Raw genomic sequence first — 17613 nt, 5'->3', positions numbered from 1 at the left:
AAATGGAAAGAGTAAACAATGCAGCAGTTACAGAACGTTATTGAGTCCGCTTTTGAGCGTCGCGCCGAGATTACCCCGGCAAATGTGGATACCGTGACCCGTGAAGCGGTAAACCAGGTGATTTCCCTTCTGGATTCCGGCGCGCTGCGCGTGGCAGAAAAAATCGACGGTCAGTGGGTCACTCATCAATGGCTGAAGAAAGCCGTGCTGCTCTCTTTCCGCATCAACGATAACCAGGTTATCGACGGAGCTGAAAGCCGCTACTTCGATAAAGTGCCAATGAAATTCGCTGACTACGACGAAGCGCGTTTCCAGAAAGAAGGTTTCCGCGTGGTACCGCCTGCGGCAGTGCGTCAGGGCGCCTTCATCGCACGCAATACCGTGCTGATGCCATCCTACGTGAACATCGGTGCCTACGTTGACGAAGGCACGATGGTTGACACCTGGGCGACCGTCGGTTCCTGCGCGCAGATCGGTAAAAACGTTCACCTGTCCGGCGGCGTGGGCATCGGTGGTGTTCTGGAGCCACTGCAGGCTAACCCGACCATCATCGAAGACAACTGCTTCATCGGCGCGCGCTCTGAAGTGGTAGAAGGCGTGATCGTTGAAGAAGGCTCCGTGATCTCCATGGGCGTTTACATCGGTCAGAGCACCCGTATTTATGACCGTGAAACCGGCGAAGTTCACTACGGTCGCGTTCCGGCGGGCTCCGTAGTGGTTTCCGGTAACCTGCCGTCAAAAGATGGCAAATACAGCCTCTACTGTGCGGTTATCGTGAAGAAAGTGGATGCGAAAACGCGCGGTAAAGTGGGCATCAATGAATTGCTGCGCACCATCGATTAATCGGGTATAACAAAAAGCGGGGGCAACCCCGCTTTTTTTATATCTTAGGGTGGCGAAAATAGATTTTTTCGTTAATTATTCAAAGGTTATGTTGAGATCAAGGGTACCGCTATGTACGATAATCTGAAAAGTCTGGGCATTACCAATCCTGATGAAATTGATCGTTACAGCCTCCGCCAGGAAGCCAACAACGATATTTTGAAAATCTATTTTCACAAGGACAAAGGAGAGTTTTTCGCCAAAAGCGTGAAGTTTAAATACCCACGCCAGCGTAAAACCGTTGTTGCTGACGGCGTAGGTCAGGGATACAAAGAAGTACAGGAAATCAGCCCTAACCTGCGCTATGTGATCGATGAACTCGATCAGATCTGCCAGCGCGACCGCACCGAAGTCGATCTCAAGCGTAAGATCCTTGACGATCTGCGTCACCTGGAAAGCGTTGTGACTAACAAGATCAGCGAGATTGAAGCGGATCTTGAGAAATTAACCCGGAAATAAAAGCAAAACGGCAATCCTTGATTGCCGTTTTTAGTGTTTGCGCCCTCTCCCCGTGGGAGAGGGATGGGGTGAGGGCACCAGACCACACTCAGTCATCTCTGCTCGTCCAGCTGCAGCGCCACATACAGCAGCAGCCTGTCGTCGAAATTCCCCAGGTCCAGCCCCGTCAGCTCCGAAATCCGGTTTAACCGATACTCCAGAGTATTGCGGTGAATAAACAGCGCCTTCGAGGTCGCCAGCGGCTGCACGTTATGGCGGAACCATGCCTGCAGCGTCCGGCGCAGCAGGCCGTTGTTGTCCATGGCTTTCAGACGCGCTAATGGCCGCGCCAGCTCATTGGCCTGCCAGCCCCCGCGCAGGCTGTCGAGCAGCACCGGCAGCATCAGGTCCTGATAAAAATAACTGCGGCTCTCCGGCATTCGCTGCTTGCCCACCATCATGGTGGTGCGTGCGGTACGCCAGGAGCGGGCGATACTGCCCGGCCCGGTAAAGTAGTTGCCCAGCGCAACGCGAAAACGCAGCTGACCATTCTCCTTCATCCGGGCGATCAGCAGCTCCACGCGACGACGATGCTCGTCTGCATCCCAGCGGCCAAACGCATTGAGCGCCGGTTTGAGCACCACCATTTCCGTCAGAGAAACGATCGCCACCAGGTTATCGCGCTCCGGCGTCGCCAGCGCATTTTGCAGCTGCTGCAGCTCGGCCATCGCGCTGTCCACGCCAAGCTGGCCGCTATCGACCTCAATCACCGCCACCACGCGCGGCTGGTTTAGATCGATCCCCAGACGCTGGGCCCATTCACTCAGTGCAGGCGTATGCTCTTCCGCCTGAATAAGGTTCATCACCAGCTCTTCGCGCAGGCGGCTGTCCTGAGCGAGCAGGTGCATCAGGCGCGACTGTTCCAGCATCATCTCTGCCGTCATGCAGACCAGCTCACCGTATTTTCGCAGCGACTCGGGCTCGCCGGTGAGGCCGATGACCCCCACAATCTCACCTTCAAGGCGCAGCGGTAAATTGATGCCCTGACGGACGCCGTGCAGGTGTTTCGCTACCGCATCGTCGATATCCACTACCCGCCCCTGAGAAAGCACGAGCAGCGCACCTTCGTGCAATTCCCCAATACGCTCGCGATCGCCGCTGCCGATAATGCGCCCGCGAGCATCCATCACGTTGATATTGGTATCAATGATGCGCATGGTGCGCGCCACGATATCCTGCGCCATTTTGGTATCAAGATGCCAGCCAGCCATGCAACCCTCCCGTGAGCAGAGCTCAAGCATAGGGAAGTTCAGCTGCGGCTGCATTGTGCAAATGCACAAAGAGAGAGGGAAAAGTATGGAGTTGTGGTTACAGTCACAGAAACGAGAAAGCCCCTGCGAACAGGGGCTTCAGAGGATTACTGCATCAGCAGATAAAGAGAGGTATCACCACGCTGGATATTCAGCGCCAGCACGGAAGGCTTGCTGTCGAGAATTTTGCGCAGTTCAGCGATGTTTTTAACCGGCTGCTGGTTAGCGCCCATGATCACATCGCCTTTTTTCAGGCCGATACGGGCTGCCGGTGAATTCGCTTTCACGTTATTCACCACCACGCCTTTGTCTGCGCCTTTATTGCTCATCTCGGCACCTTCAATCCCGCTGAAGATGGTGCTGGAATCCACCTGATTCTGGCTGCTCTGCTGCAGCTCCAGGCTCACGTTAACCGGCTTACCGTCGCGCAGCAGGCCGAGGGTCACTTTACTGCCAATCGGCATTGAGCCCACTTCGGCGCGCAGGGCGGCAAAGCTGCTGATCGGCTTACCGTTCAGGGAGGTGATCACATCCCCTGCTTTAATGCCCGCTTTCGCCGCAGAGGAATTCGGCATCACCTGGCTGACGAATGCCCCGCGCTGGGCGTCAACTTTCATCGCCTTAGCCAGTTCGGAGTTCAGCTCCGTACCGAGGATACCCAGCTCGCCGCGTTTCACCTGGCCATACTGCACCATCTGCGCGGTCAGGTTTTTCACCATGTTACTTGGGATAGCAAAGCCGATCCCGATGTTGCCGCCGTCCGGTGCCAGGATCGCGGTGTTGATACCGATCAGCTCACCGTTCAGGTTCACCAGCGCACCGCCGGAGTTACCGCGGTTGATCGCTGCATCCGTCTGGATGAAGTTTTCGTAGTTTTCCGCGTTAAGGCCGCTACGACCCAGCGCAGAGACGATACCGGATGTCACGGTTTCACCCAGGCCGAACGGGTTACCGATCGCCACGGTGTAGTCACCCACGCGCAGCGCGTCGGAGTCGGCAATTTTAATTGCCGTCAGGTTTTTCGGATCCTGAATCTGGATCAGCGCGATGTCGGAGCGCGGGTCTTTGCCGACCACTTTGGCGTCAAACTTACGGCCATCGCTCAGCTGAACCTTAATGCTGTTAGCGTTATCGACAACGTGGTTGTTGGTAACGACGTAGCCTTTCGCTGCATCAATGATTACCCCCGAGCCAAGCGCCATGAATTTCTGCTGCTGGCCGCCGCCCTGGCTGTCATCCCCTGCACCGCCGCCCTGACAGAACGGAGAGCTCTGGAATGGCGAACCGTCCTGGCAGAACGGCGAGTTGTCGCCAAAGAACTGCTGGAAGTTACGCGGCATACGCGGCGTATTGACGGTCGTGCTGCCCTCAACGTTAATACTCACCACCGATGGCATCACTTTTTCGAGCATCGGTGCCAGGCTTGGCATCTGCTGCGCGGTTGCTGCCGACGACGCGGTCTCGGCTGCAGTAGCAGTCAGAGGAGACAGCGCTAAACCTAAACTCAGAGCCAGTGCACTCATTGCTAATGTGGTTTTTTTCATGTTTCTCAATCTCGATTTACAGGTAACGCAAAATTGCTGTGTAACTCAGATTCGTTTTATACCGCTTAGTTCCGGCGATAAGTTTATGGAAAAGGTAAAAATTTATTGGCCGTCTTTACAAAACTCCGGGATTATTCCACCGCCATCAGCTTGCGGTATTCATCCCAGGCATACAAATCCGTCATGCCGCTGATATAGTCCTGGATAAGACGGCAGCGATAATAATATTCCATTACCGGCCATTCGGGAGAGTTGCGTTCCAGCTTGCCAATCGCTTCGACATACGCCAGACGATGCCGGGTAGAGAGTTTTTGATAAAGCCGCGATTCGATGGGTATTCTGCGCACGCGCTCGTGTTCCACCAGCTCGCTGAATTCGTCGACCGAAAGCTGGAGCAATGGGGAATAAATTTCCAGTAACCCACTGATTACCCGATAGCCCTGCAGCTCTAGCTGCTCGACATCCGGATGGCTGAATACATGCCGCATCGCAACATGTTTATAAAGCTCAAGGAGCTGGCTGAAACTGCTGTCATCTTCCAGCAGCGCGTGGTTGAATTCCCCGCTGAAAATGAGCGGCAAATTATCAATAAAGCGCGACGCCGCGTATGGCACCAGTTTATTTAATGTATTGACCCGCAAATACATAAAGAACTGGTCTTCCGTACTGCGACTTAATGTATTTGACCGCGATTTTTCCCAGGCATTTTCGACAACCTGCGCAAACAGCGAGCCTTTTTCGTGAGTACCCCAGGCCGCATAAAGATGCTGATAAAGCTCCTCGACGCTGAAAATTCTTTTCTCAACGGCATCTTCCAGATCGGCCACGCAATAGGAGATATCATCGGCGGCTTCCATAATCCAGGTCAATGGAAAACGACCGTTTGGCGTCAATGAAAGTTCTTTACGCAGCCGCTCAATATAGGCCTCTTCAGAAAGGTAATAGCCCGGTTTTTTCATTAAATAACTGTGGGACGCGGGGGGATCCCCCATCCACCACGCGGGGCGCGTATATTTTAGAATGCAGCCGACCTGCGCCCAGGTCAGGTTCATGCGCATCAGGGAGTGGACCAGACGGATCCCCTGCGCGTTGCCCTCAAAATGACAGAGATCCTGACGTACCTTGCGGCGCAGATCGTTCAGCCCCTCTTCGCCTTCACGCAGGCGTAAATCGCGTACGATGCAGCGATCGTCGCTCAGCGGCTGGCTCACCGCATCCGAAGGGTAAAGCCGTTGTTTAAACCAGTCATTGATAGCCGCCTCACCAAAGTGACCGAAAGGCGGGTTGCCGATGTCATGCATCAGGCAGGCCATCTCAACGATGCTCTCAAAAGGCCCCGTCAGCTCGTCCAGACCATAGGTTTCCAGTAAACGCTGCTCTTTGAGACGGCTCAAAACCTCCTTGGCAATGTAGCGCCCGACCTGCTGCACCTCCATGGAGTGGGTTAAACGCGTGCGCACCGCGGCGTTACGTTCCAGCGGAAAGACCTGGGTCTTTTGCTGCAGACGGCGGATGGCGGGCGAGTTAATGATCCGCCCGCGATCGCTTTCAAAGATACGCAGGATCTCATGTTCGCTCTTGTCGCCCTGCGGCGAACGGAAACGTCGGTGCCAGTTAATTTTGGTGCGAAAATCGATTGGTGACATGTGCTCCCCCGCGTGAGAATGCGTTTCCCCTTAACCGCATGATAGACTATGCATCTTAACAAGGCACATCGCGAGTAAATCTATGAAAATCGGCATTATTGGTGCAATGGAAGAAGAAGTTACGCTCCTGCGTGACAAAATTGAGAACCGTCAGACCCTCTCTCTGGGTGGTTGTGAGATCTATACCGGTCAGCTAAACGGTGTTGACGTGGCTCTGCTGAAATCAGGCATCGGTAAAGTCGCTGCGGCGCTGGGTGCCACCCTGCTGCTTGAGCGCTGCAAGCCGGACGTGATCGTGAATACCGGCTCTGCGGGCGGCCTGGCGCCGACGCTGAAGGTGGGTGATATCGTTGTTTCCGACGAAGCGCGCTATCACGATGCGGACGTCACCGCGTTCGGTTACGAGTACGGCCAGCTTCCTGGCTGCCCGGCAGGATTTAAGGCTGACGACAAACTGATTGCGGCGGCAGAGACCTGCATTGCGGAGCTCAACCTCAACGCGGTACGCGGTCTGATTGTCAGCGGTGATGCGTTCATCAATGGTTCCGTGGGTCTGGCGAAAATCCGTCATAACTTCCCTCAGGCGGTAGCCGTTGAGATGGAAGCGACCGCGATTGCTCACGTTTGCCATAACTTCAGCGTACCGTTTGTGGTGGTTCGCGCCATCTCTGACGTGGCAGACCAGCAGTCCCACATCAGCTTCGACGAGTTCCTGACCGTTGCGGCAAAACAGTCCACCGTGATGGTGGAACGCCTGGTGCAGAATCTGGCACGTGGCTAAACATACCCTCAGGGCGCTTGCCGCCCTGCTTCTTTTCGCACCGCTGTGGCTCTATGCGCTACCGCGCGTAATTACCCTCTCTCCCGCGAATACGGAACTGGCATTTGCCGCCGGGATCACCCCCGTTGGCGTGAGCAGCTTTTCGGATTACCCACCGCAGGCCGCGGGTATTGAACAAGTGGCAACCTGGCAGGGGATGAACCTTGAGCGTATCGTGGCGCTTAAACCGGATCTCGTGCTGGCCTGGCGTGGCGGCAACGCCGAGCGGCAGGTCAACCAGCTCACTTCCCTTGGCATAAAGGTGATGTGGATAGATGCCGTCAGCATTGAGCAGGTCGCTCAGGCGCTCCGCGCCCTGGCACCCTATAGCCCTACGCCCAAAAAAGCAGAGGCTGCGGCGAAACAGATGCTGAGCGACTATGCGGCGCTGAAATCCCGATACGATACCCCTGTTAAAAAGCGCATCTTCCTTCAGTTTGGCAGCCAGCCGCTGTTTACCACCGGGAAAGGGTCGATTCAGAACCAGGTGCTGGAAGTCTGTGGCGGTGAAAACATCTTTGCAGCCAGCCGGGTGCCGTGGCCTCAGGTAAGCCGTGAGCAGGTTCTGGCGCGCCAGCCGCAGGCCATCGTCGTGGTCGGAAATGCGAGCGAAATTCCCAAAATTGAGCAATTCTGGCAAAGACAGCTAAAAATACCGGTGATACCTCTCAACAGCGACTGGTTTGAACGCGCCAGCCCGCGTATTATCCTCGCCGCAAAACAGCTCTGTGCCGCGCTGGCAGAGAGTCACTAACATAAGACCCTTTTCGAGGATTTAACGATGCTCGTTTATTGGCTGGATATTCTTGGCACAGCCGTTTTTGCTATCTCCGGCGTCCTGCTCGCCGGAAAACTACGCATGGATCCGTTTGGCGTGCTGGTGCTGGGCGTCGTGACCGCCGTGGGCGGCGGGACTATCCGCGATATGGCGCTGGCGAATGGGCCGGTGTTTTGGGTGAAAGATCCGACCGATCTGGTGGTCGCAATGGTCACCTGCCTGTTAACCATTGTGCTGGTTCGCCAGCCCCGCCGATTACCAAAATGGATATTGCCGGTACTGGATGCCGTCGGTCTGGCCGTGTTTGTCGGTATTGGCGTCAATAAGGCGTTTAATGCGGGCACCGGTCCGATGGTGGCAATCTGCATGGGCGTATTAACCGGCGTGGGCGGCGGCATCATTCGCGACATTCTGGCGCGTGAAGTGCCGATGATCCTGCGTACTGAAATTTACGCGACGGCCTGTATTGCGGGCGGCATTGTTCACGCGACCGCGTACTATACCTTTGCAATTCCGCTGGAAAACGCCGCAATGCTGGGGATGGTCGTGACGCTGGTGATACGTTTAGCGGCGATACGCTGGCACCTGAAGCTGCCGACGTTTGCGCTGGATGATAATGCAAGATAAAAGCAAAACGGTAACCGTCAGGTTACCGTTTTTAGTATTTCTCCCTCTCCCTGTGAGCGAGGGCCGGAGTGAGGGCATCAGCCCGCACTCTCTTAGATACTGAACGAAGATCCACACCCACAGGTGCTTGTGGCGTTCGGGTTGGTCACCACAAAGCGCGAACCTTCCAGACCCTCGGTGTAATCCACCGAACCGCCCACCAGATATTGCAGGCTCATCGGGTCAACCACCAGCGCGACGCCCTGTTTCTCGATAGTCATATCGCCATCGTTAACCTGGTCGTCAAAGGTAAAACCATACTGGAAGCCGCTGCAGCCACCACCGGTAATATAAACACGCAGTTTCAGATCCGGATTGTCTTCGTCGGCAATCAGGGTTTTCACTTTGTTGGCTGCTGCTTCGGTAAATTCCAGCGGCACAGCTACGTCATCACTCATCTTATGCTCCCATGAATACTGCTATTGGGTAAAATTCACCCAATTCTTTTCGTCATTATCTAATACCCTGGTAATTCATTCAAGTATTCTGCGCGGCGGCCCGCTCCGCCTCTTGTTTTGCCAGAGTACGCGCAAGGATGGTGGAGTATAGCGGTTTTCCACCCAGGAACTGGGCTAATAGTGTCGCGCCGAGACAGGTAATGATCATTGGCAAAATGAGCTGGTAATTGTCCGTCATCTCCAGCACCAGCACGATCCCGGTCAACGGCGCGCGCAGGGAGGCGGCCAGCAGCGCCCCCATTCCGGCGACGGCAAACGTCCCGGCGTCAAGATGATAGGCGGGAAACCTCGCTTCAGCCGCCATACCAAACGCGGTGCCGAGCAGCGTACCCAGCGCCAGCATCGGGGCGAAAATCCCTCCCGGCGCGCCCGAGGAGAAGCACAATACCGTGGTAATGACGCGGGAGATAAACATAAACAGCAGCAGACCCACGCTGAAATTCCCCGCCGCCGCAATGGGAATCAGCCCGAACCCGCCGCCTGCGGCATTCGGCTCGATGAACCCAAGCACGCCGCACATGCCGCCCAGCAGGCCGCCCATCAGCACCCATTTCGTCGTGTTGCCGCCGTGAATGCGCTGAAACATATCCTGAGCGCGCAGGATAAAGGTGTTAAACAGCGGCCCCACCACGCCAAAAATCATGCCGAGGATCAGATAAAGCCACAGGGTGTTGACCGGCGCATTGGTCAGTTTCCCCACTTCAATTACCGCCCCTTCGCCATTAAAAAGGCGGAAGACAATGCTCGACATAATGACGCCGGTAAACACCGCTTTAATGGAGATCAGGTTGTAGCGAAACTGCGCGCGCATCTCTTCGATGATGAACAAAATGCCCGCCAGCGGCGCGTTAAACGCCGCCGACAGCCCCGCCGCCGCGCCGGTCGCCAGCAGCGTATGGCGCGCTTCGGCGCTGCGCATCCGAAAGAGATCGCCCACCATGCGACCGACGTTCCCGCCCAGCTGAACCGTGGGTCCTTCCCGTCCGAGTACCATTCCCGCGCCCAGAGTTCCCATGCCGCCGATGAATTTAACCGGAATCACCCGCCACCAGCGCACCGGACGCAGCTCCTCCAGCGCGCCTTCAATTTCCGGGATGCCCGATCCCCCTGCTTCCGGCGCGAATTTACGCACCAGGAAATACCCCACCATGGCAAACAGCGCAGACAGCCCGAATGCCCACACCCAGACCAGCCATTCGCTATTGGCGAAACCGGCCACGGTGCCCACTCGCCAGTTGAGCACGGCATTAACCGCTTTTTCAAACGCCACGCCCACCAGCCCGGCGAGTGTTCCCACCACGGCAGCAGCCAGAAGGATCGCCAGCGGCGTTTTATCGCGGTTAAGCAGCCGCCGAATGCTGATTCGGTGCTGAGCGCGCGTAAACTGTTGTTCTTCAAAAGACGGAGAATCTGATTTCATGTCCTGCACTTATTCGTCATACAAAAGCCGCGTGGATTTTACCAGAGACTGCCCTACCGTCTCCTGAAAATTACTTAACAAATCTTAAAGCATTACCCGGCTAAAAATTTCATAACCATCCCCGAATCACTTAGAATAGTGGGCTTAACCATTTTATACGAACCAGGAACGACGCCATGAGCAAGTCTGAAAACCTCTACAGTGCAGCCCGCGAGCTTATTCCGGGTGGCGTGAACTCACCTGTGCGCGCCTTCACGGGCGTGGGCGGTACGCCGCTGTTTATCGAACGTGCTGACGGCGCGTATCTGTATGATGTCGATGGCAAAGCCTATATCGATTACGTCGGTTCCTGGGGCCCGATGGTGCTGGGTCACAACCACCCGGCTATTCGTAACGCGGTAATTGAAGCCGCCCAGCGCGGCCTGAGCTTCGGCGCGCCAACCGAAATGGAAGTGAAAATGGCGGAGCTGGTGACTGAACTGGTGCCTACCATGGACATGGTGCGTATGGTGAACTCCGGTACCGAAGCCACCATGAGCGCCATCCGCCTGGCGCGCGGTTTTACCGGTCGCGATAAAATCATCAAGTTTGAAGGCTGTTACCACGGTCATGCGGACTGCCTGCTGGTGAAAGCCGGTTCCGGCGCGCTGACGCTCGGCCAGCCGAACTCCCCGGGCGTACCGGCAGATTTCGCGAAGCACACCCTGACCTGCACCTACAACGATCTTGCTACCGTTCGCGCGGCGTTCGAGCAGTATCCGCAGGAGATCGCCTGCATCATCGTTGAGCCGGTTGCCGGCAACATGAACTGTATCCCACCGCAGCCTGACTTCCTCCCGGGCCTGCGTGCCCTGTGCGACGAGTTCGGCGCGCTGCTGATCATCGATGAAGTCATGACCGGCTTCCGCGTGGCGCTGGCGGGTGCCCAGTCTTACTACGACGTCGAGCCGGACCTGACCTGCCTCGGTAAAATCATCGGCGGCGGCATGCCGGTCGGCGCATTCGGTGGGCGTAAGGACGTGATGGAAGCTCTGGCGCCAACCGGCCCGGTTTACCAGGCGGGCACGCTCTCCGGTAACCCAATCGCCATGGCGGCGGGCTTTGCCTGCCTGACCGAAGTGGCTCAGCCAGGCATTCACGAAACCCTGACCGACCGTACCACGCAGCTGGCAAACGGCCTGCTGGAAGCGGCAGAAGAGGCCGGCATTCCGCTGGTGGTTAACCACGTAGGCGGGATGTTCGGGATTTTCTTCACCGACGCGAAAACCGTGACCTGCTATCAGGACGTGGTGAAGTGCGACGTTGAACGCTTCAAACGCTTCTTCCATCTGATGCTGGAAGAAGGCGTCTACCTGGCACCGTCCGCATTCGAGGCGGGCTTTATGTCCGTGGCGCACAGCGAAGAAGATATCAATAATACCATTGACGCGGCGCGTAAGGTGTTTGCGAAACTGTAAGATGTGCGGCTTGATGCCCTCACCCCAACCCTCTCCCACGGGGAGAGGGAGCAAACACTAAAACGGCAATCAAAGGATTGCCGTTTACTTTTATTACCTACTCTGCTTTCTCAACAGATAAATAAAGTACGGCGCACCGATAAAGGTCGACAGCAGACCCGCCGGGATCTGATACGGGAACAGCACCATTCTTCCGCACCAGTCCGCAAACACCAGCATCACCCCGCCCGTCAGGGCCGACATAACAATATGCGGCATCGTCCGGCGGAATCCCATCATTCTGGCAATGTGCGGCGCCATTAACCCGACAAAGCTCAGCGGTCCAATCGTCAGGGTTGCCACAGCCGTCAGGCACGCAGCCAGCAGCAGCAAGGCCACACGCGCTGGCGTCAGCGCCATTCCCACCGCGCGCGCGGTTTCGCCGCCGAGCGGCAGAATGGTCATCCAGCGGCGGCACAGCGGCACAAACGCCAGCAGCACGAGCATCACCATCCCGGACCAGATTACCTGGCTGCCGGTGGCGTTGTACGTTGAGCCGGAAATCCAGGTCAGGATCTTCGCCATACGCGGATCGCCGCTCGCCTGCAGCATCATCAGCAGCATCGTGAACGCGGTGCTGAGCGCCATCCCCGCCAGCAGCATGCGGTGCGGTGAAAACCCGCCGCGACCGGCGGCAATCAGGATAATCATCAGCGTAACTGCCGCACCGAGACTGCCGGCAGGCATCAGCCAGCCAAACGCATTCCCCGGCACAAAGAACAGCATCAGCACCACGCCAAAGGCGGCGCCGGAGCTGATCCCAAGCACTTCCGGGCTCGCCATCGGGTTGCCGGTAAGACGCTGAATAATGCACCCCGCTACCGCCAGCATTACCCCTGCGATCAGCGCAGCAAAGATACGCGGCCAGCGCCACTGCAGCAGGTCGTTGAGTAAATCGCCCGTTGCCCAGTGCCAGCCCGAGGCATCGCGTCCGAATGAGAGCGCCGCGAACGAGGCGATAATCAGCACCGCCAGACCGGCAAGGCTAAACCACAGCACCGACTGACGTTCAGCGTAGACTTTGTCGCCAGCGTCCATCGCCGGTGCGCTCATGCTGCGCAGGCGCGGGAGCAGCCACAGCAGCAGCGGCGCCCCGATAAGCGCGGTCACAGAGCCGGTGGACACTTCCCTCCAGACCTGCGCCAGCCAGAGAATAAGCTGATCGGAAAGCCAGAGGATCAGCGCCCCAATGAGCGGCGCCAGCATCAGACGCGCCAGCAGGCGACGCGCGCCGAGCATTTTCGCCAGCAGCGGCGCAAACAGGCCGATAAACCCGATGATGCCGACCGCGTTCACCAGCAGGGCACTCAATACGATCGCCAGCGTCAGCGCCGCCAGGCGAGCCAGCGACAGGGCCAGACCGAGATTGCGCGCCACGCCATCGTCCAGCCCCATGAGCGTCAGAGGGCGCAGGAGCAGCAGCGTCAGCACGACGCCGCCAGCCAGCTGCGGCCACAGGCGCAGCACAACGCTCCAGTCGGTCTGGGTGAGCGTGCCGGTACTCCACAGGAACATGCTTTGCAGCCGATCGTGATGGAACAACACCAGCAGCTGGTTAATCGCCCCGCAGTACAGGCTCACCACCAGCCCGGCCAGGATAAGCGTCACGGGAGAAAGGCGTTTGCCCCAGGCCACGCCAAAGACCAGCGCGCCCACCACGCACGCACCCGCGAGTGCTGCAAACTGCGAGGTTAACGCTCCCGGCAGCGTCCACAGGGTGGTGATGGTGATCCCAAGCTGTGCGCCGGTCGCGACGCCGAGCGTGGTTGGCTCTGCCAGCGGGTTACGTAAAACCTGCTGGAACAGCACGCCCACCAGCCCTAAACCGGCACCGACTAACAGGGAGATTGCCAGACGCGGCAGCAGGCTGTAGTGGAACAGCATCTGCTGAATATTGTCGATATCCGGCGAGGCCAGCGCGGCTCCCCATTGCGCGCGAGGTAACGCGGCAGAGAGGTTGAACCCGGTTAACGCCAGCGCGGCAAGAAAAATCAGCATCAGCAGAAGCGCCGGGAAACGGGCGATACGCGTACTCATGCTTTACCTCCCAGAGCGTTATCAAGCACGCGGGCAAAATGCATGGCCGACAGCGTCGCGCCGTAGAACCAGACCGCCGGAGCGCGCTGGAAGCGCTTCTCGCGCACAAACGGCATCGCCTGCCAGAGCGGAGTCGCCATCAGGGTTTGCATGTCGCGTTCGTTGCCGTGGTCGAAACACAGCACGTCCACGTCGCGAAACGCCGCCAGACGGTCGATACCCACGGCGGTACTGCCCCAGAACGTCATCTCCCCTTCCCAGGCATTACGAATGCCGAAGCTGTCCAGCACCTCCTGGAAAAGACAGTTTTTACCGAAGACCAGCATATGGCGGGCATCCAGCAGCGTCACCATCAGCAGCGGACGATCGCCCCGGTGAGCAAAGCGCGGCTTCAGGGAGTCGAGCAGGGCATCAAATTCGTCGAGGTGTTTTTTGGCCTCCACCTCGCGGTTGAGGAAATGCGCCATCTCGTTAATCGAATTTTTCGCTACGGCCAGCGGTTTTTTACCGTCGCTGAAAGCGAATCCGCGCCCGGGCGCAATGCGCGCCATGACCTCCTCTGAGGGACCGTAGCCCGCAGACCAGAACAGGAACGAGGGTTTCATCTGGGTGAGCAGCTCAAGGTTTGGCTCCGTTCGCAGGCCGACGTCGATTACCGAGTCCGGCAGCTTTGGCTCGTTCACCCAGAGGTTATAGTTGGGAATGTCCGCGACGCCGTAGGGCGTGACGCCGAGCGCCATCATCAGTTCGACCGGCAGCCACTCCAGGGCCACAATACGGTGCGGATCGACGGTGGCAGCACGCGCCGTATTCATTTTTAACAGCAGCGGTGAAAGGGCCATCGCCGTCAGCAGGCGACGGCGGCTAATGCGTGTGTTATTCAGCATCAGTAGACAAAGCTCACCGGTGCAGCCCCGGCCGGGTGAGGCAGAATACCCATCGGAATACCGTAAATATGTTCCAGCGTTTCGCTGCGCATCAGCTCGGATGGTGTACCCTGCGCAATCATTTCGCCACCGCGCAGCGCAACAAGGTAGTCACAGTAGCGTGCCGCCATGTTGATATCGTGCAGGACCGCAATGACCGTCAGACCACGTTCCTGGCTTAAGCGGTGCACCAGCGCCAGCACGTCGACCTGATGGGCAATATCCAGCGCGGAGGTTGGCTCATCCAGCAGCAGGCAGCGGCTGTCCTGCGCCACCAGCATCGCAATCCACGCGCGCTGGCGCTCGCCGCCGGACAGGCTATCCACCAGACGGTGCGCCAGCGGTTTCAGCCCGACCAGCGCAATCGCCTCTTCCACTTTCTCTCTGTCAGCAACGCCAAAGCGCCCAAGCGCCCCGTGCCAGGGATAACGCCCAATTGCCACCAGCTCACGCACCGTCATCCCTTCCGCCTGCGGCAGCTGCTGCGGCAGATAGGCCACTTTGCGGGCAAACGCTTTGCTGCTCCAGCTCTCCAGCGGCTGGTCATCCAGCAGAATATCGCCTTCAGAAGGCGGCTGATGGCGCCCCAGCATCTTGAGCAGCGTAGATTTACCGGAACCGTTATGACCAATCAGGCCAGTGACTTTACCTGCGGGAAACGTCAAAGAGAGCGGATGCAGCAAGGTGCGCCCGGGTACGCGAAAGGAGAGATGGTTAAGCGTAAAGGTGGTGTCGGGTTGCGTTTGATTATCCTGCATATCAGCCAACTTAAATAAAAAGGGCACGGCGAACCGTGCCCGAAGAGAGATTAGAAGCGGAAGGTCGCGGTGGCAACAACCTGACGTTCAGCACCCCAGAAGCAGCCGTAAGTATTAAAGCAGCTGGCAACGTACTCACGATCGAACAGGTTGTTCACGTGTAGCGCGACGTTTGAGCCAGCCATGCCAACGCGTGCCAGATCGTATCTGACCAGCGCATCGACAACGGTGTAGCTGCCCACTTTAAAGGAGTTCGCCGGATCGCCATAGCTTGAACCCGTGTAACGCACGCCGGTACCCAGCGTCAGGCCAGACAGCGTACCGTCAAACAGCGTGTAATCACCCCACAGCGATGCCATGTGTTTTGGAACCTGAGCAGGCGTGTTGCCTTTATAAGTGGTGTCTGTGGTGTATTCGGCATCGGTATAGGTATAAGAACCCACCAGGTTAACGCTTGCAGACAGGGCCGCTTTCGCTTCCACCTCTACGCCACGCGCGCGGATTTCACCGCCCTGTACCGAGAAGAAGGAGCCCGCCGGGTCCGCCATCAGGTTGTTGGTTTTGGTCAACTGGTACAACGCACCGGTGACGACGATCGGACGATCGTTCGGCACGTATTTCACGCCCGCTTCGTACTGTTTGCCTTTAGACGGTGCAAAGACGTTGCCGTTCGCTCCGGTCTGAGAAGCCGGTTCAAACGACTCGCTATAGCTAAAGTACGGGGTTATACCGTTATCAAACAGGTAGTTAACGCCACCGCGCCAGGTGAACTGGGTATCATCACGTTTGGAGGTGGTGTTCGTCACGCGGTTGTAGGATTCCTGATCGGCCCAGTCATAACGACCGCCCAGGGTTACCAGGACTTTGTCCCACTCAATTTGATCCTGAGCGTAAACGCCGGTCTGTTTTTGCTTGTTCAACACCTGATAGGCACCTGACGGTCCAGGATGTGAAGCGAAATCGAAATCGCTACGATCGAGGTTATAGATATCAGATGGCGCAACGGAACCGGCATAGCCGAACCACGAGTCGATGTCATTACGCATGCGCATGAAATCCACCCCAGTCAGCAGAGTATGATCGAGTGAACCTGTCGCGAACTTGCTCTGCAACTGCGTATCAACAGTGAAGTTTTCCAGCTTCTCGTTATCGATCACATACTGGCGAGTCAGCGTATGACCCCACTGCGACTGAGGAACGCTCGCGCAAGGGCTGGATGCCGGATTACTCGAGTAGAGCGGATCGGAACACATGCCGTAGCCGTAGACGCTGTTTTGGGAAGTTTTATTCTGCGCATAGCGCAGGTTCTGACGCACGGTAAAGGTATCATTGAACTCGTGGTCGAAGCTGTATCCCACCATTTTCTGGTTACGGGAATAGGTATTGTTCTTCGCGCCTTCGTTGAAGTTCGTCGGCAGACGATCGCCGTTCGGCAGCGGATCAACCGTTCCCTCTTTTGGCAGCCAGCCGTAGTAGCCCGTTTCAGGTTCGTTCTGGAAATAGGAGAGGAACGTGAAGGTGGTTTTATCATCCGGACGCCAGGAGAACGATGGCGCGATGGCGTAACGCTGCTCGCCCTTACCTTCCTGCTGGGAATTATTAGAACGCGCAACGCCCGTTAAACGGTAAGAGTAAACGCCGTCATCGTCGATTGCATCGCTAAAGTCGAACCCGGTCTGGAACAGGCTGTCCGTGCCGACTTTGAACTGGATCTCTTTCAGGGGCTCGGTTGTTGGGCGCTTACTGACCATGTTCAGCAACCCGCCAGGGCTGCTTTTACCGTACAAAACGGAAACCGGACCGCGCATGATCTCGGCGCGCTCCAGCATATAAGGATCAATCACCGCGTCGTTATAGAAGTTCCCCTGCATTTTCATGCCGTCGAGGTAGTTATTCTGCGTCTGACCATCGGCTGCGAAGCCGCGAATAATCAGATAGTCATAGGTGTTAGACGCACCGCGCGTGCCTACCGCAACGCCCGGCGTATAGCTCAGGGCTTCTTTCACCGAGCGCGGCTGATGCAGCGCCATCTCTTCGGCAGTGACGACAGAAATAGACTGCGGAACCTTTTGAATAGGGGTATCCGTTTTGGTTCCGGTCGCGGATTGCCTTGCGGCGATGGTAGCAGCAGGGCCCCAGGCACTTTCCTGTGCCGCAGGAGCTGCTGTTACCGTAATGGTTTCTTCTTTTTTCGGGGTTTCGGCAGCATGTGCATAAGTTGACATGCCGGCAACCGCTGTGGCGACGACGACCGCGAGTTTACGCAGCGACGTGTTCATTGGCTGAGCAGTATTGGAAAGCGCCATGTTGAATCTCTGATGTGAAAGTGAATGATAACGTAAACGAGAATTATTATTATGAGCGCCAGAATAATATGCGAAACGCTGGTTGCATAGCAAGCAGTAAGCGGCCCTATGAGAATTAAGGGTTTAAG

General features: G+C 57.0%; 15 protein-coding genes. 6 read left to right on the top strand and 9 right to left on the bottom strand.

Annotation, left to right across the window (positions count from 1 at the left end; translation table 11 throughout):
• The first annotated feature begins 18 nt into the window (after positions 1-18).
• Positions 19-843 carry a 2,3,4,5-tetrahydropyridine-2,6-dicarboxylate N-succinyltransferase gene (gene dapD / locus PUP35_RS03835; protein ID WP_008501915.1) on the top strand — a complete coding sequence of 275 codons (825 nt, stop codon included), beginning with the start codon at positions 19-21 and terminating at the stop codon, positions 841-843.
• Positions 844-954: 111 nt separating this feature from the next.
• Positions 955-1341 carry a DUF3461 family protein gene (locus PUP35_RS03830; RefSeq protein ID WP_014168696.1) on the top strand — a complete coding sequence of 129 codons (387 nt, stop codon included), beginning with the start codon at positions 955-957 and terminating at the stop codon, positions 1339-1341.
• A gap of 92 nt (positions 1342-1433) precedes the next feature.
• Here the strand turns inward: PUP35_RS03830 and PUP35_RS03825 are convergent, their stop codons facing one another.
• From PUP35_RS03825 to dgt, 3 genes are all read right to left on the bottom strand, one after another.
• Entirely contained in the window at positions 1434-2591 is a 1158-nt protein-coding gene (locus PUP35_RS03825; protein ID WP_274242090.1) for a CdaR family transcriptional regulator, read from the bottom strand.
• Positions 2592-2737: 146 nt separating this feature from the next.
• Complete coding sequence (degP, locus tag PUP35_RS03820; RefSeq protein WP_024907518.1) at positions 2738-4174, bottom strand: serine endoprotease DegP; 1437 nt, start codon at positions 4172-4174, stop codon at positions 2738-2740.
• A gap of 131 nt (positions 4175-4305) precedes the next feature.
• A complete protein-coding gene (gene dgt / locus PUP35_RS03815; RefSeq protein WP_274242087.1) occupies positions 4306-5820 on the bottom strand; it encodes a dGTPase in 1515 nt (504 codons plus the stop codon).
• Between the two features lie 82 nt (positions 5821-5902).
• Between dgt and mtnN the strand changes: the two genes are divergently transcribed.
• Genes mtnN through PUP35_RS03800 form a run of 3 tightly spaced genes read left to right on the top strand, consistent with a single transcriptional unit; the run spans position 5903 to position 8045 of the window.
• Positions 5903-6601, top strand: a complete 699-nt coding sequence (gene mtnN / locus PUP35_RS03810; RefSeq protein ID WP_014882620.1) for a 5'-methylthioadenosine/S-adenosylhomocysteine nucleosidase — start codon at positions 5903-5905, stop codon at positions 6599-6601.
• Positions 6594-7394, top strand: a complete 801-nt coding sequence (gene btuF / locus PUP35_RS03805; protein WP_111963999.1) for a vitamin B12 ABC transporter substrate-binding protein BtuF — start codon at positions 6594-6596, stop codon at positions 7392-7394. The genes mtnN and btuF overlap by 8 nt, the downstream gene beginning before the upstream one ends.
• Positions 7395-7421: 27 nt before the next feature.
• Positions 7422-8045 carry a TRIC cation channel family protein gene (locus PUP35_RS03800; protein ID WP_115876409.1) on the top strand — a complete coding sequence of 208 codons (624 nt, stop codon included), beginning with the start codon at positions 7422-7424 and terminating at the stop codon, positions 8043-8045.
• 92 nt (positions 8046-8137) lie between these two features.
• On the opposite strand, the gene erpA is transcribed toward PUP35_RS03800, so the two are convergent.
• Positions 8138-8482: an iron-sulfur cluster insertion protein ErpA gene (gene erpA, locus PUP35_RS03795; protein ID WP_008501923.1), complete on the bottom strand. Its 345-nt coding sequence runs from the start codon at positions 8480-8482 to the stop codon at positions 8138-8140.
• Positions 8483-8561: 79 nt separating this feature from the next.
• Positions 8562-9962, bottom strand: a complete 1401-nt coding sequence (gene clcA, locus PUP35_RS03790) for a H(+)/Cl(-) exchange transporter ClcA (RefSeq protein WP_274242084.1) — start codon at positions 9960-9962, stop codon at positions 8562-8564.
• Positions 9963-10138: 176 nt separating this feature from the next.
• On the opposite strand from clcA, the gene hemL reads away from it, so the two are divergent.
• Entirely contained in the window at positions 10139-11419 is a 1281-nt protein-coding gene (gene hemL, locus PUP35_RS03785; RefSeq protein WP_252093414.1) for a glutamate-1-semialdehyde 2,1-aminomutase, read from the top strand.
• Positions 11420-11512: 93 nt separating this feature from the next.
• Here hemL and fhuB read toward each other — a convergent pair whose 3' ends face one another.
• The 4 genes from fhuB to fhuA are packed head-to-tail and all read right to left on the bottom strand — an operon-like array spanning position 11513 to position 17485.
• Entirely contained in the window at positions 11513-13495 is a 1983-nt protein-coding gene (gene fhuB, locus PUP35_RS03780; RefSeq protein WP_248175389.1) for a Fe(3+)-hydroxamate ABC transporter permease FhuB, read from the bottom strand.
• Complete coding sequence (fhuD, locus tag PUP35_RS03775) at positions 13492-14382, bottom strand: Fe(3+)-hydroxamate ABC transporter substrate-binding protein FhuD (protein ID WP_127729652.1); 891 nt, start codon at positions 14380-14382, stop codon at positions 13492-13494. The genes fhuB and fhuD overlap by 4 nt, the downstream gene beginning before the upstream one ends.
• On the bottom strand, positions 14382-15179 hold the full coding sequence (gene fhuC, locus PUP35_RS03770) for a Fe3+-hydroxamate ABC transporter ATP-binding protein FhuC (protein ID WP_127729650.1): 798 nt from the start codon (positions 15177-15179) through the stop codon (positions 14382-14384). Before fhuC ends, fhuD begins: the two co-directional genes overlap by 1 nt.
• A gap of 50 nt (positions 15180-15229) precedes the next feature.
• Positions 15230-17485 (bottom strand): ferrichrome porin FhuA, encoded by a 2256-nt coding sequence (gene fhuA, locus PUP35_RS03765; RefSeq protein WP_274242083.1) that lies wholly within the window; start codon positions 17483-17485, stop codon positions 15230-15232.
• Positions 17486-17613 lie beyond the last annotated feature (128 nt).

The sequence above is a fragment of the Enterobacter sp. S-33 genome (genome assembly GCF_028735835.1).
GTDB classification, from domain to species: Bacteria; Pseudomonadota; Gammaproteobacteria; order Enterobacterales; family Enterobacteriaceae; genus Enterobacter; species Enterobacter vonholyi.
The sequence above is the reverse complement of the archived record's forward strand: the minus strand, read 5'-3'. Positions and strand labels throughout refer to the sequence as shown.

What these genes read in the sequence shown, in the direction of transcription:
- dapD (WP_008501915.1), top strand. Translation starts at nt 19, where the DNA reads ATGCAGCAGTTACAGAACGTTATTGAGTCCGCTTTTGAGCGTCGCGCC.
- PUP35_RS03830 (WP_014168696.1), top strand. Translation starts at nt 955, where the DNA reads ATGTACGATAATCTGAAAAGTCTGGGCATTACCAATCCTGATGAAATT.
- PUP35_RS03825 (WP_274242090.1), bottom strand. Translation starts at nt 2,591, where the DNA reads ATGGCTGGCTGGCATCTTGATACCAAAATGGCGCAGGATATCGTGGCG.
- degP (WP_024907518.1), bottom strand. Translation starts at nt 4,174, where the DNA reads ATGAAAAAAACCACATTAGCAATGAGTGCACTGGCTCTGAGTTTAGGT.
- dgt (WP_274242087.1), bottom strand. Translation starts at nt 5,820, where the DNA reads ATGTCACCAATCGATTTTCGCACCAAAATTAACTGGCACCGACGTTTC.
- mtnN (WP_014882620.1), top strand. Translation starts at nt 5,903, where the DNA reads ATGAAAATCGGCATTATTGGTGCAATGGAAGAAGAAGTTACGCTCCTG.
- PUP35_RS03800 (WP_115876409.1), top strand. Translation starts at nt 7,422, where the DNA reads ATGCTCGTTTATTGGCTGGATATTCTTGGCACAGCCGTTTTTGCTATC.
- erpA (WP_008501923.1), bottom strand. Translation starts at nt 8,482, where the DNA reads ATGAGTGATGACGTAGCTGTGCCGCTGGAATTTACCGAAGCAGCAGCC.
- clcA (WP_274242084.1), bottom strand. Translation starts at nt 9,962, where the DNA reads ATGAAATCAGATTCTCCGTCTTTTGAAGAACAACAGTTTACGCGCGCT.
- hemL (WP_252093414.1), top strand. Translation starts at nt 10,139, where the DNA reads ATGAGCAAGTCTGAAAACCTCTACAGTGCAGCCCGCGAGCTTATTCCG.
- fhuB (WP_248175389.1), bottom strand. Translation starts at nt 13,495, where the DNA reads ATGAGTACGCGTATCGCCCGTTTCCCGGCGCTTCTGCTGATGCTGATT.
- fhuD (WP_127729652.1), bottom strand. Translation starts at nt 14,382, where the DNA reads ATGCTGAATAACACACGCATTAGCCGCCGTCGCCTGCTGACGGCGATG.
- fhuC (WP_127729650.1), bottom strand. Translation starts at nt 15,179, where the DNA reads ATGCAGGATAATCAAACGCAACCCGACACCACCTTTACGCTTAACCAT.
- fhuA (WP_274242083.1), bottom strand. Translation starts at nt 17,485, where the DNA reads ATGGCGCTTTCCAATACTGCTCAGCCAATGAACACGTCGCTGCGTAAA.